General features: G+C 70.0%; 19 protein-coding genes. 10 read left to right on the top strand and 9 right to left on the bottom strand.

What is annotated here, in order from left to right; translation table 11 throughout:
* The first annotated feature begins 52 nt into the window (after nt 1–52).
* The 4 genes from JOD27_RS03805 to JOD27_RS03790 all read left to right on the top strand — a co-directional run bounded on the left by JOD27_RS03805 (nt 53) and on the right by JOD27_RS03790 (nt 3,842).
* The gene (locus JOD27_RS03805) at nt 53–712 is read left to right on the top strand and encodes a response regulator transcription factor (RefSeq protein ID WP_204760650.1); all 660 of its coding nucleotides are present in this window, start codon (nt 53–55) and stop codon (nt 710–712) included.
* Nucleotides 713–2,017 (top strand): sensor histidine kinase, encoded by a 1,305-nt coding sequence (locus JOD27_RS03800; RefSeq protein WP_204760649.1) that lies wholly within the window; start codon nt 713–715, stop codon nt 2,015–2,017. It abuts the gene before it with no gap.
* On the top strand, nt 2,014–2,877 hold the full coding sequence (locus JOD27_RS03795; protein ID WP_204760648.1) for a TAXI family TRAP transporter solute-binding subunit: 864 nt from the start codon (nt 2,014–2,016) through the stop codon (nt 2,875–2,877). Before JOD27_RS03800 ends, JOD27_RS03795 begins: the two co-directional genes overlap by 4 nt.
* A 431-nt stretch (nt 2,878–3,308) precedes the next feature.
* Nucleotides 3,309–3,842: a dihydrofolate reductase family protein gene (locus JOD27_RS03790; protein ID WP_204760647.1), complete on the top strand. Its 534-nt coding sequence runs from the start codon at nt 3,309–3,311 to the stop codon at nt 3,840–3,842.
* On the opposite strand, the gene JOD27_RS03785 is transcribed toward JOD27_RS03790, so the two are convergent.
* The 5 genes from JOD27_RS03785 to JOD27_RS03765 all read right to left on the bottom strand — a co-directional run bounded on the left by JOD27_RS03785 (nt 3,827) and on the right by JOD27_RS03765 (nt 8,078).
* Entirely contained in the window at nt 3,827–4,792 is a 966-nt protein-coding gene (locus JOD27_RS03785) for a VWA domain-containing protein (RefSeq protein ID WP_204760646.1), read from the bottom strand. The two genes, JOD27_RS03790 and JOD27_RS03785, sit on opposite strands and share 16 nt — an antisense overlap.
* The gene (locus JOD27_RS03780) at nt 4,789–5,670 is read right to left on the bottom strand and encodes a DUF58 domain-containing protein (RefSeq protein WP_204761159.1); all 882 of its coding nucleotides are present in this window, start codon (nt 5,668–5,670) and stop codon (nt 4,789–4,791) included. Before JOD27_RS03780 ends, JOD27_RS03785 begins: the two co-directional genes overlap by 4 nt.
* An 80-nt stretch (nt 5,671–5,750) precedes the next feature.
* Entirely contained in the window at nt 5,751–6,800 is a 1,050-nt protein-coding gene (locus JOD27_RS03775) for an AAA family ATPase (RefSeq protein WP_204760645.1), read from the bottom strand.
* 61 nt (nt 6,801–6,861) lie between these two features.
* A complete protein-coding gene (gene mobA, locus JOD27_RS03770; protein ID WP_204760644.1) occupies nt 6,862–7,392 on the bottom strand; it encodes a molybdenum cofactor guanylyltransferase in 531 nt (176 codons plus the stop codon).
* The gene (locus JOD27_RS03765; protein ID WP_204760643.1) at nt 7,389–8,078 is read right to left on the bottom strand and encodes a TetR/AcrR family transcriptional regulator; all 690 of its coding nucleotides are present in this window, start codon (nt 8,076–8,078) and stop codon (nt 7,389–7,391) included. Before JOD27_RS03765 ends, mobA begins: the two co-directional genes overlap by 4 nt.
* A 77-nt stretch (nt 8,079–8,155) precedes the next feature.
* Here JOD27_RS03765 and JOD27_RS03760 point away from each other — a divergent pair, with 77 nt between their 5' ends.
* Both JOD27_RS03760 and JOD27_RS03755 read left to right on the top strand, forming a co-directional pair.
* Nucleotides 8,156–9,064, top strand: a complete 909-nt coding sequence (locus JOD27_RS03760; RefSeq protein WP_204760642.1) for an ATP-binding cassette domain-containing protein — start codon at nt 8,156–8,158, stop codon at nt 9,062–9,064.
* Nucleotides 9,061–9,804, top strand: coding sequence for an ABC transporter permease (locus JOD27_RS03755; RefSeq protein WP_204760641.1), 744 nt, complete (start codon nt 9,061–9,063; stop codon nt 9,802–9,804). The genes JOD27_RS03760 and JOD27_RS03755 overlap by 4 nt, the downstream gene beginning before the upstream one ends.
* Here the strand turns inward: JOD27_RS03755 and JOD27_RS03750 are convergent.
* Nucleotides 9,791–10,663: an oxidoreductase gene (locus JOD27_RS03750; RefSeq protein WP_307829867.1), complete on the bottom strand. Its 873-nt coding sequence runs from the start codon at nt 10,661–10,663 to the stop codon at nt 9,791–9,793. The genes JOD27_RS03755 and JOD27_RS03750 overlap by 14 nt on opposite strands.
* A gap of 27 nt (nt 10,664–10,690) precedes the next feature.
* Between JOD27_RS03750 and JOD27_RS03745 the strand changes: the two genes are divergently transcribed.
* Nucleotides 10,691–11,032 (top strand): DUF2203 domain-containing protein, encoded by a 342-nt coding sequence (locus JOD27_RS03745; RefSeq protein ID WP_204760640.1) that lies wholly within the window; start codon nt 10,691–10,693, stop codon nt 11,030–11,032.
* On the opposite strand, the gene JOD27_RS03740 is transcribed toward JOD27_RS03745, so the two are convergent.
* Nucleotides 11,029–11,937: a hypothetical protein gene (locus tag JOD27_RS03740; protein ID WP_204760639.1), complete on the bottom strand. Its 909-nt coding sequence runs from the start codon at nt 11,935–11,937 to the stop codon at nt 11,029–11,031. The two genes, JOD27_RS03745 and JOD27_RS03740, sit on opposite strands and share 4 nt — an antisense overlap.
* Nucleotides 11,938–12,027: 90 nt before the next feature.
* Between JOD27_RS03740 and JOD27_RS03735 the strand changes: the two genes are divergently transcribed.
* From JOD27_RS03735 to JOD27_RS03725, 3 genes are read left to right on the top strand one after another with little or no spacing between them, the layout of a single operon-like run.
* Nucleotides 12,028–12,576, top strand: a complete 549-nt coding sequence (locus tag JOD27_RS03735; RefSeq protein ID WP_204760638.1) for a cysteine hydrolase family protein — start codon at nt 12,028–12,030, stop codon at nt 12,574–12,576.
* Nucleotides 12,573–13,475, top strand: coding sequence for a GlxA family transcriptional regulator (locus JOD27_RS03730; RefSeq protein ID WP_204760637.1), 903 nt, complete (start codon nt 12,573–12,575; stop codon nt 13,473–13,475). The genes JOD27_RS03735 and JOD27_RS03730 overlap by 4 nt, the downstream gene beginning before the upstream one ends.
* 33 nt (nt 13,476–13,508) lie before the next feature.
* Nucleotides 13,509–14,069: an isochorismatase family protein gene (locus JOD27_RS03725; protein WP_204760636.1), complete on the top strand. Its 561-nt coding sequence runs from the start codon at nt 13,509–13,511 to the stop codon at nt 14,067–14,069.
* Here JOD27_RS03725 and JOD27_RS03720 read toward each other — a convergent pair.
* Together JOD27_RS03720 and JOD27_RS03715 are read right to left on the bottom strand one after the other, a co-directional pair.
* Complete coding sequence (locus JOD27_RS03720; protein ID WP_307829866.1) at nt 14,053–14,691, bottom strand: Rossmann-fold NAD(P)-binding domain-containing protein; 639 nt, start codon at nt 14,689–14,691, stop codon at nt 14,053–14,055. The genes JOD27_RS03725 and JOD27_RS03720 overlap by 17 nt on opposite strands.
* A 1-nt stretch (nt 14,692) precedes the next feature.
* Nucleotides 14,693–15,133, bottom strand: a complete 441-nt coding sequence (locus JOD27_RS03715; RefSeq protein ID WP_204760635.1) for a MarR family winged helix-turn-helix transcriptional regulator — start codon at nt 15,131–15,133, stop codon at nt 14,693–14,695.
* Between the last annotated feature and the right edge of the window lie 10 nt (nt 15,134–15,143).

Below are 15,143 nucleotides of genomic sequence, written 5' to 3'. Positions count from 1 at the left end.
TTAAGCGCGTTGCCGCGCGCACGAAACGAACATGTGGGGCGATACTTCTCCAATGCGGGTGCTGTTGGTCGAAGACGACGACGGTGTCGCCGACGCCCTGGTCGAGGCGCTGCGGGCGAACGGGCACCGGCCTGCCCGCGTGCGCAGGGGCGCCGACGCGCTGATCGCCCACCGCGACGCGGACGTGGTGCTGCTCGACCTCGGCCTGCCCGACCAGGACGGCCTGGAGGTGCTGCGCAAGCTCCGCAAGATCGACCCCGTGCCGGTGCTGGTGCTGACCGCGCGCGGCGACGAGCGGACCGTCGTGCGCGGGCTGCGGCTGGGCGCGGACGACTACCTGGTCAAGCCGGTGCGGCTGGCCGAGCTGCTGGCGCGCATCGACGCGGTGTCGCGGCGCAGTGCGGCCCGGTCGCAGGAGCCCGACGACGTCGTGCGCGTGTCCGATGTGGAGATCGACCTGCAGGGCCGTCAGGTGCTGGTCGGCGGGCGCGAGATCTCGTTGACCACCAAGGAGTTCGACGTGCTGGCGGTGCTCGCGCGCAGGCCAGGCACGGCGGTGAGCCGGCAGCAGCTGATGGACGAGGTGTGGGGCAACGCCTTCGTGGCGGTGTCGCGCACGCTCGACGTCCACCTCACGCAGCTGCGCGCCAAGCTCGACCGGCCGGGCCTGCTGCACACGATCCGCGGTTTCGGCTACCGGCTCGGTGAATAGATGCGGCAACGGCTGCTGTTGGTGCTGCTGCTCTTCTCGCTCTCGGCCGTCACCGCGTTCGCCGTCCCGTTGCTGATGAGCACCGCCTCCGAGCGCACCCAGCAGTTCGTGATCAGCCGCACCGCCGACCTCGACCGCTTCGCCACCCTGCCCGCCGACGTCGTGGTGTCCGAGGCGTTGCGGTACAACGAGATCTACGGCGAGGAGGTCGTGGTCGTCAACGCGGCGGGCGAGCCCGTCGTCGAGGCGGGGATGACGATCGCCGACGTGTCCGCGGAGATCGACGCGGCACTGCGCAACCAGCCCGCCGCCCCCGTGCCGACGGTACTGCCGTGGAACGGCGGCGACGTCCTGTTCGCCCGTCCCGTCGGCACCGGCACGAAGGTCGCGGGCGCCGTGGTGATGCGTGCCTCGACACACGTCGCCGCTCTCGACGTGGCGCGCCGGTGGGCGCTCGTGCTGGCCGGGACGTTGCTCGCGGCCTGCGCCTGCGTGCTGCTCGCCCTCGTCGTCGCCCGCTGGCTGCTGCGGCCGCTCAAGGAGCTCGACCGGGGCGTCCGGGCCGTCGCGGAGGGCCAGCGGCGCACGCACGTCGCCGACACCGCGGGACCGGCCGAGCTGCGGGCGTTGTCGGAGTCGTTCAACCGCATGTCCGACGCCGTGGCCGAGGCCGCCGACCAGCAACGACGGCTGATCGCCGACGCCTCGCACCAGCTGCGCAACCCGATGGCCGCGCTGCGGTTGCGAGTGGACATGCTGCCTTCCAACGGGTCGCTGCTGACCGAGGTCGAACGCCTGGAGTCGCTGCTGGACGGCCTGCTGGCCCTGGCCTCCGCCGAGAGCACCGCAACCGAACGCGCGGCGGGCGGCGTCGAACCGGAACTGGCGGACCTCCAGGTCGTGGCACACGACCGCGTCGACGCCTGGCGCGCGGCAGCTCATTCGGCGGGCGCGACGATCACCGTCGACGACCGGGCACCCGGCCTGGTGCGGTGCGCGGTGTCGGACCTCGCCCAGGTGCTGGACGTGTTGCTGGACAACGCCATCAAGTACGGCGGTTCCGAGATCACGGTGATCTGCGACCGCGCGACGCTCATCGTGCGCGACAACGGCGACGGGCTGTCCGAAGAGGACATCGCCCGCGCCACCGAACGGTTCTGGCGCGGCGACGACTCGCAGCGCGGCACCGGCCTGGGCCTCGCGATCGCCGACCGCATCGTGACAGCGCACGACGGCACGATGACCCTGCACACGGACGGCGGCCTGGTGGTCACCGTGGAGCTGCCGAAGGAGCCGCTGCTGTGAAGCGACGCACGTTCCTCCTCGGCGCCCTGGCCCTCACCGCCTGCGGCACCAGCGAACCGTCCGGCACGATCAGGATCGCGGGCGGCGAACCCGGCGGCTTCTACTACGACTTCGCGGCCCTGATCTCCCGCCTGGCCCCCAGCCCGCTGACCATCACCCCCGTCGAGACCGGCGGCAGCGCCGACAACCTCGACCACCTCCGCAAGGGCACCGCCGACCTCGCGCTGACCCTGAGCGACAGCGCCCACCTGGAGTCCGGCGTCGTCGCCCTCGGCCGCGTCTACGAGAACTACCTGCAGCTCGTGGTCCTGGACTCCTCGCCGTACCGCTCCGCCACCGACCTGGTCGGCAAACCGGTGTCGCTCGGCGCGGCGGGCTCCGGCGCGGCTCTACAGGGCGAACGCCTCGCGCTCGGCGTCCAGGAAGAGCACTACCCGTTGCGCAACGCCATCGACGCCCTGAAGGCAGGCGACATCGCCGCTCTGCTGTGGTCCGGCGGCGTCCCCACCCCGGAGCTCAACAAGGCCACCGGCATCAGGCTCCTGCCGCTCGACGGCTTCCTGCCGCGGTTGCGCCAGGACTACGGCAAGGTCTACGAACGCGTCGACGTTCGGATGGGTGTGTACGGCTCGACCACCGACGTCCCCACGATCGGCACCCCGAACCTGCTGGTGTGCCGGCCGGACCTCAGCACCGAGTACGCGGGCGCCGTCGTGCGGCTGCTGGTCGCCAAGGCGGCGGAGCTCGTGCCGGAACAGGCGCTCGGCACGCAGTACCTCGACGTGCGCAGCCTCATCGACACGGGCAGAGTTCCGCTACACCCAGGTGCGGCAGCGGAATACCGGAGGCTCCACGGTTGACTTCCCCTCCCTCGTGGGGAGGCAACGCTGAGCTTTGGCCAGACAAGGTCCGTCTCGCCTCCCGTGCCGCGGATTGGCGATCTTTTCTCCGCTCGAGAGCACCACGAGATGATCGAGCCCGATGTCGATCCCCACCACGGAATCGGTGGCAGGAAACGGCTTCACCCCGGCGCCCTCGCACAACAGCCGCAGTGCGTGCTGCAACGGCACACAGGACACTTCGTTGAGAAACGCGAACTGCTCGGTCCGTTTCCAGCTGGTCAGCATCGCCGAGGTAGCGCTGCACCAACCCGTTCCCCACGCTGCGTCCACGCCTCGGCACGAGCCTGCGACATGGTCGGATAGAAGCGATACTTGAACGCCCGCTTCACCTGTCCAGCCACGCCGGACACCCTGGCGATCCACCGCACAACCCGATCGAGGGACCGCAGATGATTATCACGATGACGTCGCTCTCGCTCGACGGGTTCTTCGAGGGCCCTGGTCACGACATCAGCTGGCACCACATGAGCGAGGACATGCACGACTACCTCAACACCGACCTGGCGACGATGAGCGCGCTGCTCGACGGCCGCCGCACGCACGAGCTGATGCTGGAGGCGTGGCCGCACGCCGAGGACGACCCCGACTTCACGCCGAAGATGCGGGAGTTCGCCCCGATCTGGCGGAACGTGCGCAAGATCATCTACAGCCGCACGCGGACGTTCACCGAGTGGAACAGCGAGACCCGCAGCGAGGTCGACCCCGACGAGATCAGGAACCTGCCCGGCGACAGCATGGTCGGCGGCCCCAACCTGCTGGAGACGTTCTTCGCGCACGACCTGATCGACGAGATCCGCGTGTACCTGAACCCGGTGGCGATCGGCGGCGGCACGCGTTTCTTCAAGAAGCCGAACGCCCTGACGCTCAAGGGCACCAGGGCGTTCGACTGCGGTGTCGTGCTGCTGACCTACGGCAGGCGCTGACCGAGGACCAGTGCCGCGGCCGCCGCGAACATCGCCGTCATCGTGCCGAGCAACAGCCACGGCTTCGACGCGTCCGCCTGCTTCTTCTCGTAGCCGATCTGCTCGCCGAGCGTGTCGTAGACGCGCCGCAGCTCCTCGGCGGAGGCCGCCTTGAAGAACTCGCCGCCCGACAGCTTCGCGATCTCCTTCATCGAGTCGTCGTCGACCGGGACGGACTGCTGCCTGCCCTCGATGTCGACCACGCCGTCCTCGGTGCCGAACGAGATCGTGGAGATCGGGATGCCGGCCTTCTTCGAGTCCTCGGCCGCGTCGAAGGCCTTGCGGGTGCCGACCGTCTCCTTGCCGTCCGTCATCAGCACGATGCGGGCGGGCGGCGGGCCCTCGGCGCCACCGACGACCTTGCCGAACGAGTCGATCGACGCCAGCGCGGCCATGATCGCGTCACCGGTCGCGGTCGACTGGGCGAGCTTCAGCCCGTCGATCGACTGCGTGACCGCGGCTCGGTCCGTCGTCGGCGCCACCAGCACGGTGGCGGAGCCCGCGAACGAGATCAGACCCAGGTTGATGCCCGGGGTGAGGCCCTCGGCGAACGACTTGGCGGCCACCTGGGCGGCCTCCAGACGGGACGGCTTCACGTCCGTGGCCTTCATCGACAGCGACACGTCGACCACGAGCATCACGGTCGCCCGGTTGCGCGGCACCCGCTGCTCGGACGTCGGACCGGCCAGCGCGACCGTCAGCAGCGCGAGCGCGGCCAGCAGGAACGCCGCCGGGACGTGCCGCGACCAGCGGTCCCGCTTGGGCGCGACCTTCTCCAGCAGCTCCAGGTTCGTGAACCGCAGCACCCGCTTGCGGCGGATCCCTTGCACCGCCACGTATCCGCAGGTCAGCGCCGCGACGCCGATCAGCAGGAAGAAAAACCCCGGGGCGACGAAGTTCGAGAAGCTCATGCGACACCCCCAGACCAGCGGCGCTTGCGCGCCACCACGAAACGAACCGTGTCCGCGATCCAGTCGGAGTCGGTGCGCAGCACCAGATGCCCGGCGCCCGCGCGCCTGAGCCCTGCCGCGACTTCAGCGCGATGTTCCGCGGCCGCCGCGTTGAACTCCTTGCGCAGCAACGCGGACGCCGTCACCTCACGCTGCCGGCCGCTCTCCGGGTCGGCCAGCACGACGGTGCCGACCTCGGGCAGGTCGACGTCACGCGGGTCGACGATCTCGACGGCGACGATGTCGTGCCGCGCCGACAGCGCGCGCAGCGGACGTTGCCACTCCATTCCGCCGAGAAAGTCCGAGATCACCACGATCAGGCCGCGCCGCCGCGGTGGCCTGCGCAGCTGCTCCAGCAACGCGGCCAGGTCGCCGCGCGTGCCCTCTTCGGCGCGCGGCATCTCGGCGATCTTGCGGATCATGCCGCGTGCGTGGGCGAGACCGCCGCGGGCCGGGATGCGGATGTTCTGCGCGCCCGTCGAGACCGCCGCGCCGATCCGGTTGCCGCCGCCGCGCGTCAGGTGGGCGACCGCGGCCGTCGCGGCGATGGCCAGGTCGCGCTTCTCGCACACCGCCGTGCCGAAGTCGAGCGACGGCGACAGGTCGATCGCCACCCACGTCTCCAGCTCGCGGTCGGCGACCGTCTCGCGGATGTGCGGCACCGTCGTGCGCGCCGTGACCGCCCAGTCCATCCGGCGCACGTCGTCGCCGGGCTGGTAGGTCCTGGCCTCACCGGGCTCGGTGCCCGGCCCCGGCACGAGGCCGAGGTGGTTGCCCTGCAGCAGGCCGTCGAGGCGGCGCCGGACGTCGAGCTCGAGCATGCGCAGCGCGGCCTCCATGCGGACGCCTCGCAGCACGGGCGGCGCCCACGAGGGGCGCTCGGCGGCGGCTGCTCCCCTGGCTGCCTTTTCTGGGCGGCTCACTGCCTACCAGCCGGAACCGGCTGCTGCGGACGGGCCGACACCTGCGGCAACGGCACGATCTGCAGCACGCGCGTGATGATGTGGTCGATCGGCACGCCGTCGGCCAGCGCGTCGTAGGAGAGCACCAGGCGGTGGCGCAGCACGTCCGGAACGACGTCGACGACGTCCTGTGGCAGCACGTAGTCGCGGCCGCGGACCAGCGCGAGGCCACGGGCGGCGGCGATGATGCCGAGCGACGCACGCGGCGAGGCACCGTAGGCGACCCAGCCGGCGACGTCGGTGAGGCCGTGCTCGGCGGGCGCGCGGGTCGCGATCACCAGGCGCACCACGTAGTCGACGAGCGCGTGGTGGACGAAGACGCGCGACGCCACGCCCTGCAGGCGCACCAGCTCCTCGGGCGAGAGGACCTGGCTCGGCACCGGCGCCTCGACGCCCATGCGGTAGACGATCTCGCGCTCTTCCTCGGCGGTCGGGTACTCGACCTGGATCTTGAACAGGAACCTGTCGCGCTGCGCCTCGGGCAGCGGGTAGACGCCCTCGTTCTCGATCGGGTTCTGGGTCGCCAGCACCAGGAACGGGTTGGGCATCGGGAACGTCCGGCCGCCGATCGACACGTGCCGTTCGGCCATCACCTCGAGCATGGCCGACTGCACCTTGGCGGGCGCGCGGTTGATCTCGTCGGCGAGCACGAAGTTCGCGACGACGGGACCCAGCTCGACGTCGAACGCCTCGCTGGACTGGCGGTAGATGCGGGTGCCCAGGATGTCGGCGGGCACCAGGTCGGGCGTGAACTGCACGCGCGAGAACGAACCGCCGACCACGCGGGCGAACGTCTCGACCGCGAGCGTCTTCGCGACACCCGGCACACCTTCGAGCAGCAGATGGCCCTTGGCCAGCAGACCCACGAGCATCCGCTCGACGAGCCGGTCCTGGCCGACGATCACCCGCTTCACCTCGAACACGGTGCGTTCGAGCAGCTGGGCGTCACGAGCCGGGGTGACGGGCGCCGATGCGTTCGGCGTTGCCTCGGCGGCGGGCTCGGTCACGTGCGGGCCTCCATGCAGAACAGGGTTTACCGATGGTGGAACAGTCTTACGCTTCGCCTGTTCAACCGCTGTGAAGGGTGTCCAGGTCGGCCGGGGTGTCGACGTCGCGCGCCTCACCGGGCAAAGCGGACACCTCCACCGGGTTCAACTGCCGCAGAGTCTTGCGCAACGGCTGGTTTCGTGGATCTTCAGGTAGTGCCTGGCGCAGATCGGCCGCGTTCCAGACGCCGATCAGCCACTGTGTGCGATCGTCCTTGAGCACCGCGTTGCGGCCGGTCTCGCGCAGCCTCGCGATGGTGTTCCTGGTCAGACCCGGCTGGTCGACGGCGAGAACCGCGACCCACTCCGCGGTGACCTCGCGCAGTCCCGCGGCGAGGCCGGCGAGCGGACCACCACCGGGCGGATCCTCGCGCGCCCACGTGACGCCGGGAAGGTCTTTCTCCGGTCCCACAACGACGACCTGACTCGCGTCGTCCACAACGGACAGCACGTGGTCGAGCAGCGTCGCGTCCCGATAGGACAGTGCGGCCTTGTCGACGCCGCCGAGCCGCTCACCCTTTCCGCCGGTGAGGATGATCGCCGCGTAGCTCATGCCGACCCCTTCGAAGCGATGTGCGCGGCGACACCCTCCAGGAACAGGTGCAGCCCGAAGTCGAACTCCGCGGCCACGTCCTCGACGTCGAAGAGGTCGTCCACGTCGAACACTCCGGCGTCGACGACCGCGGCCAGTGCGGGCATCTTCTTCCCGTCCACGAGTTCGCGCAGCACCTTGCCGTAGCGGCCGTTGAAGGCGGCGGGGTCTTCCTGGAAGCCCCTGGTCAGCGCGATCCGCAGGCGTGCCTCGCCGTGCACGAACGTCATCAGCCCCATCACCACCCCGACCTTCTCGCCGGGCTCCAGCGGCGTGCCGTCGAGCGCGCCGAGCCCGGCGTCGAACCACGCGAGGCTGTGCGGGCCGACCGGCGGCCCGCTGATCGGGATCTGCGGGAACCACGGGTGCCTGCTGATGCCCTCCAGCACCGCCTTCGCCCAGAACCACAGGCGTTCGCGCCACCCACCGGCCGGAAGCACCGGCGGGTCCTCCATGGCCGAGTCGCTCATCAACGCGAGCAGCTCGTCCTTGCTCTTCACGTGCCGGTAGAGCGCCATCGTGGCGTTGCCCAGCTCCTGCGCGACACGAGCCATCGAGACGGCGGCCAGTCCTTCGGCGTCCGCGATCGCGATGGCGGCCCGCGTGATGTCGGCCGCGTCGATCGACGGCTTGCGCCCCCTCTTCATCCCCCTAGTCAAACAGATGCGTATGCCATACGCTCATTCGCGTTTTGCGTATGACGTACGCATAAATTGGGGGTGCAATGATCGTCGAGACAGCCGGGCTGACGAAGAGGTACGGCGAGAACACCGTGCTCAGCGGCCTGGACCTGAAGGTGGCCGAGGGGTCGGTCCTCGCCCTGCTCGGACCGAACGGCGCGGGCAAGACGACCACGATCCGGATCCTGAGCACGTTGACGCGACCCGACGAGGGCAGCGCGAGGATCGCGGGGTTCGACGTGGTGCGCTCACCCGCCGCCGTGCGCGGCGTGATCAGCCTGACCGGCCAGTACGCGGCCGTCGACGAGGAGCAGACCGGGCGAGAGAACCTGCTCATGATCGCGCGGTTGCGGCGTTTCCGCCGGTCAGCGGCGCGTGTGCGCACTTCGGAGCTGCTGGAGCGCTTCCAGCTCCCCGACGTCGCGGACCGGCGGGTGCGCACGTACTCCGGCGGCCTGCGGCGCCGGCTGGACCTCGCCATGAGCCTCGTGGCCCGGCCACGGCTGCTGTTCCTGGACGAGCCGACGACCGGCCTCGACCCCGTCAGCCGCACGACGATGTGGGACGCCGTCGGCGACCTCGTCCGCGAAGGCGTGACGATCTTCCTCACGACCCAGTACCTCGAGGAGGCCGACCGCCTCGCCGACCGGATCGTGGTGCTGGACAACGGGAACGTGGTCGCGGACGGGACCGCGGACGCGTTGAAGAACTCGGTCGGCGGCGCGCGCCTCGACCTGACGTTCCCCTCGTGCGAGGACGCCGCGCGGGCGCACGTGCTGGTCGGCGGGGTGACGGACGGGCCGACCGTGAGCGTGCCGTCCGACGGCAGCGCCACACACCTGCACCGCGTGCTGGACGACCTGCTCACCGCCGGAGTGCGGCCCGACCGCGTGTCGACGCACCGGCCGACGCTGGACGACGTGTTCACGACCCTGACGGGAGCAGCGGCATGACCGTCACCCTGACCCTCGTCGGCCGCAGCGTCCGGCTGAGCCGGCGCAACCTCGACCTGGTGATCATGTCGATCGTACTGCCGGTCATGATGATGGCGTTGTTCGTCTACGTCTTCGGCGGCGCGGTCACCGCGGTCGAGTCCTATGTGAACTACGTCGTGCCCGGGATCCTGGTGCTGTGCACCGGGTACGGCGCCTCGTCGACCGCCATGGCGGTGGCCGACGACATGGGCAGGGGCGTGGTCGACCGGTTCCGCTCCATGCCGATCAGCGCTTTCGCGGTGCTGACGGGCCACGTCACCGCCTCGGTCGCGCGCAACGCCGTGGCGACGTCGGCGGTCGTCTTCGCGGCTTTGCTGATGGGTTTCCGTCCCCCGGCTTCCCCGGTCGCCTGGGTGCTGGCGATGGGACTGCTGCTGATCTACGTGCTGGCGCTGTCGTGGCTCACGGCCGGGTTCGGTGTGGTCGCGCGGTCCGTGGAGTCGGCGAGCATGTTCGGTTTCTTCATGTTGTTCCTGCCGTACCTGAGCAGCGCGTTCGTGCCGGTGTCGACCATGCCGCCGTGGCTGCGGGTGGTCAGCGAACACCAGCCGGTCACGCCGGTGATCGAGACCGTGCGCGCGTTGCTGACCGGTTCACCTGTCACGTCCGGATGGCTCGCGCCGGCGTGGTCGGGTGGGTTGCTCGTGGTGGCCTTCCCGCTTGCCGTGTGGCTGTTCCGGCGGATCAGCCAGCGTTGAGGTGCAGCGCGTCGAGGCGGGTGAGCTCTTCGGTGGTGAGCCGGAGGTCGCTCGCCTCGATGTTCTGCCGCAGGTGTTCCGGATCTCCGGTGCCGGGAATGACCAGCACGTGCGGTCCCTGCGCGAGTGTCCAGGCGAGACGGACCTGGGCGGGTGAGGCGTCGTGCGCGCGGGCGATGTCGGTGACCACGTCGTCCTCGGCGGGCGAACCCGCCTCCTTGTTCGCGCCGGCCAGGGCGAAGAACGGCACGAACGCGATGCCGTGCTCCCGGCAGACACCGACGAACTCGTCCTGCTCGGGGTGATGGCCGAGCCCGTAGGAGTTCTGCACGCACACGACGTCGGCGATCTTCCGCGCCTGGTCGAGGTGGCGCGGTTTCACGTTCGAGAGCCCGAGGTGCCGGATGAGCCCTTCCTGCTGCAACAACGCGAGCTGCTCGAAGTGCGCGCTGACGTCGTCGAGCCCGCTCACCCGCAGGTTCACGACGTCGAGGTGGTCCCTGCCGAGCTGGCGCAGGTTCTCCTCGACCTGGCCGCGGAGCTGGGGAGGGGTGGCGAGCGGCAGCCACTCCCCCTGCGGCGTCCTGCCCGGCCCGACCTTCGTGGCGATCACGAGATCGGGCGGGTACGGCGACAGCGCGGTGTTGATCAGTTCGTTGGCCGATCTGGTGGCAGAGAAGTAGAAGGCGGCCGTGTCGATGTGGTTGACGCCGAGCTCGACGGCCTTCCGCAGCACCCCGATGGCCTGCCCGCGGTCGCGGGGTGTCGCATCGGGATCGAACGCGCCTCCCCGCTGCGGCAGTCGCATCGCGCCGAAGCCGATCCGGTTCACGTTCAGGTCACCCAGACGCCACGTCACTCTCCACACTGTGCCAGCCTTGGTGTCGTGGCACTGTTCACCCTCGACGAAGCCCAGGCCGAGCTCGCCCGGTTGCTGCCGGTGCTGGACGAGATCGTGCGGCTGCGCGCCGACGCCGCCGAACTGGCCGTCGGCTCGTCGTCGCTGGGCGGGCTGCCGGAGTTCAAGGCGGCGCAGGCACGGCTGGACGAGCTCATGGAGGCCGTGCAGCAGACAGGGGCCGAGCTGAAGGGCTTCGCGCCGCTGCTGGTCGACTTCCCGTCCGAGAAGGACGGTGTACCGATCCTGTTGTGCTGGCTGGAGGGCGACCGGACGCTGGCGTGGTACCACCGGGCCGACGTGGGGTTCGCGGGCCGCCGTCCCCTTTAGCCCGGCGCGAGAAACCCCGCGATCAGCAGCACGCCGATCAGCCCGGCGATGAGTCCTAGCGCCGCCAGGTAGTGCTTCGAGGTGGTACGGCCGGGCATGCGCCGCAGGATGATTCCCGCGGCCAGGGTCAGGGCGAACGCGATCGGTCCCAGCGCACGCCACGCCTTGTCCCACGTGAACGGCAGGTAGGCGTCCGCGCCGTAGAGCGACAGGATCAGCGCGGGCAGACCGAGCCCGGCGGCGGCCGCGGCGGCGAGCATGTTGAACCGCTGCTGCGCCTCGCCTTCCTGGGCGACGGCGAACGTCGACACGCTGCTCAGCAACGACTGCAGCCGGGTGACCTCGTCGCCCAGCTCGACGTCCATGGCCTCGCAGTGCCGCACGACACCGGGGATCCTGACCTCGCGGAGCGTTTCGCGGGCCTGGTCGCGGGCGCGGCTGAACGCGATCGAGAGCTCGACGAGCTGGGCCATCACCATCCGCAGCGCGGTGTTCCTGCGCTGCGCCAACAGGTCCGCGACCTGCCGTTCCATCTCGTAGCGCAGTCCGCGCAGGTCCGCGACCGTGTTCCGCGACCCCTCGGCGATGGCCTTCGACACCACCTCGACCCTCGTGCCGTCGTCGGGGATCGGGTGCGCGGGGTGCTTCAGCAGCTCGGACAGGTCGTCGCCCGGCCACGACTCGCGGTGCCAACCGCCGTTCTCGCTCCAGGCCGCCCGTGCCACCACGTCGATGTGGTGTCCATCGGTGCGTGCGTGTCCCACGAGGATTCTGCGCACCTCGCCCTTCGTCACGCGCACGAACGGCACGGCGTACCCGTCGAGGTCGTCCCGTCCCACCGACACCGTCACGTCGGCGCCGAGATCCGGGTTCGCGGGGTCGCCCGCCAGCACGCGTAAGTCCACGTGGTGATCTTCGCACGGTGACCAGATCCGTCCGCATGACGTCCGGGCAGTGCCTGTCTCCGCCCCGGCCGAACGACGATTCTCGAGGTCATGAAGCGAGCATTGATCGTCATCGACGTGCAGGAGTCGTTCCGTCAGCGCGCCAACTGGGCGGACGTGTCGAACCCGGACATCGTGGGCAAGGTGAACCAGCTGGTCGACATGACCCGGGACGCCGGCGACCTCGTCGTGTGGGTGCTGCACTCCGAGCCCGGCAGCGGCGACGTGTTCGACCCCGCCCTGGGCCACGTGCGCCTGATCGACGGCCTCAAGCCGCTCGACGACGAGCCGATCCTCACCAAGACCTCGCACAACCCGTTCACCACCACGAACCTGCAGCAGACGCTCACGATGCGCGGTGTCAGGGAGCTGCTGGTCAGCGGCATCAAGACCGAGCAGTGCTGCGAGACGACGACGCGGGTGGGGTCGGACCTCGGGTTCGACATGACGTTCGTGACGGACGCGACCGCCACGACGCCGCTGCCGCACTGGAGGACCGGGAAGATGGTCGGCGTCGAGGAGATCATCGATCGCACCGAGTCCGTGCTGGCGGGCCGGTTCGCGCGGATCTCGGATGTCGCTACGCTGACCGGATCGTGACCAGAGTCGTTTTTCTGCTCGTGCCGGGAGTGCACCTGCTCGACCTCGCGGGGCCGGCGCAGGTGTTCTCCAGCGCGGCCGACCTCGTGGGCGGGTACGCGCTGGAGTACGTGGGCGACTCGGACTCCGTGCGCAGCCATCAGGGCGTGCCGCTGGGCACCGCGGCCGAGTTGCCGTCGTTGACGCCGCAGGACCTGGTGTTCGTGCCGGGGTGGCGGTCTCCGGCGCTCGTCGGGACCGGGCCGCTGAGCGCACGAGCGCTCACGTGGCTCCGGCAGCACCACGAAGGCGGCGGCACGGTCGCGAGTGTGTGCGCCGGAGCCGACGCACTCGGCCGCGCCGGTCTGCTCGATGGCCGCCGTTGCACCACGCACCACGAACTGCAGGATGAGCTCCAACGGCGCTATCCGCGCGCACGGGTCGTCAGAGATGTTCTGTTCGTGGAGGACGATCGGGTCGTGACGTCGGCGGGCATCGCGAGCGGCATCGACCTGGCGTTGAACCTGGTCGCGGCCCGGCACGGACCGGCCACCGCCGCGAGCGTCGCGCGCACGATGGTCGTCTACGCGCGCAGGAACGGCGACGACCAGCAGGCCAGCGTGCTGCTGCGGCACCGCTCGCACATCAACGAGACCGTGCACCGCATTCAGGACGTCATCGAGTCACGGCTCACCGACCGTCTGTCGCTCACAGAGCTGGCCACTGTCGTCGGGTGCAGCGAACGGACAGTCACGCGGTTGTTCGGCAAGGCAACAGGCATGACGCCGTTGAAGTACCAGCAGGCGTTGCGCGTCGAACGGGCCGAACACCTCATCGGGCAGGGCGCCACCGTCGAGACCGCGGCACGCAACGTCGGCTTCGAGGACGCCCGCATGCTGCGCCGCCTGCGCTCGCGCTGAAAATTGTCAGACCCGAGGCATAGTGTGACCCGCGTGACGACTCTGGCGAACCGCCCCAACACCGCACTGCTCGTGATCGACGTCCAGAACGGCGTGGTGAACCACGCCCACAACCGCGACGAAGTCGTCGCCAACGTCGCCACCCTCGTCGAGAAGGCCCGCGCGGCGGGCGTCGACGTCGTGTGGGTGCAGCACAGCAACCCGGAGCACGTGCCCATGGGCTCGGAGCGCTGGCAGTTCGTGCCAGAGCTGAAGCTCGCCGAGGGCGAACCGGTGGTGCACAAGACGTACGCCGACTCCTTCGAGGCCACCGACCTCGAGGAAGTGCTGGCGGGCAAGGGAATCGGCAGCCTCGTGATCTCCGGCGCGCAGACCGACGAGTGCATCCGCTCGACCCTGCACGGCGCGATCGTGCGCGGCTACGACGCTCTGCTCGTGAGCGACGCGCACACCACCGAGGACCTGTCCGAGTGGGGCGCGCCGACCCCGGACAAGGTCATCGCGCACACCAACCTCTACTGGGACAACCACACCGCGCCGGGCCGCACGGCGGGTGTCGTGAAGACGGAGGACGCGTTCAAGCCAGCCGGTTGATCTCGTCGCTGCGCACCAGCTTCGGAGCCTGCGCGCCCTTGGCCAGCGCGACCATCGCACGGCCCAGGGCCTCGGTGCTCGTGACGTACTTCGGTGCCACCCGGCGCAGCAGTGGGAAGAGCCACGACGTCCAGGAGTACACGTAGCGGTAGATGCGGGTCCGCGACGTGATGCCGTGCAGCGGCTGGATGAACCCCGGCCGCACGACGAACACCGGCCGGTCCAGCGCCAGCAGCTCGTTCTCGGTCCGGCCCTTCACGCGCGCCCACATCGTGCTGCTCTCGGCGTTCGCACCCTCGCCGGAGATGTACACGAACGTGCCGCCGACGACGCGTGCGGCCTCGAGCGCGTAGTCGTGCGTCACGGGCGTGTACTCGGCCTCGGACAGACCGGCCGACGTCACGCCCATGCAGTAGAAGCACGCGTCGGCGCCGGCCAGCTCACCGGCGACGGGCGACAGGTCACCGAAGTCCGCGTGCACGACGTGCCGGTGCTTGGCATCGGTCACGTCCATCGTGGAACGCCCAACCGTCACCACCGAGTCGACCTCGGGGTCGAGCAGACATTCGCGCAACGCGCTCTGACCCACCATGCCGGACGCGCCGAACACCACGATCTTCACGTCACCAGTGTGTCAGCGCGTCGATGAGGTGGCGCAGCGTCGTGCGGGCGTGGCGCAGATCGTCGGCCGTCACTGCGCTGCCGGCGAGCGTGTCGAGCCGCCGCGGTTCGCTCGCCGCCCACAACCGCTCCAGGACTCGCGTGCCTTCCGGAGTGATCGCGTACAGCATCGACCGGCGGTGCGCCGGGTTCGGCTCGACCCGCAGCTGCCCGGCTTCGACCAGGTCGTCGGCCACCCGCTGCACGGCCTGCCGGACGAGCCCGAGGCGGCGTCCGATCGCGGGAACCGTCAGCGGCTCTTCGGCAACCACGCTCAGGATGTGCCAGCGCGCGACGGTCGTGCCGTTCTCGGCAGCCTCCCGTTCGCTGATCCGCCGGCTCAGTCCGGCGAGCTCGTACACCTCGGCGATGAGGAGCCGGTAGTCGGTCACCAGGTCGGCCATGTTTGACAGC

The sequence above is a fragment of the Lentzea nigeriaca genome (assembly GCF_016907955.1).
In the GTDB taxonomy this organism is placed as follows: Bacteria; Actinomycetota; Actinomycetes; order Mycobacteriales; family Pseudonocardiaceae; genus Lentzea; species Lentzea nigeriaca.
This window is presented reverse-complemented; position numbering and strand designations above follow the sequence as displayed.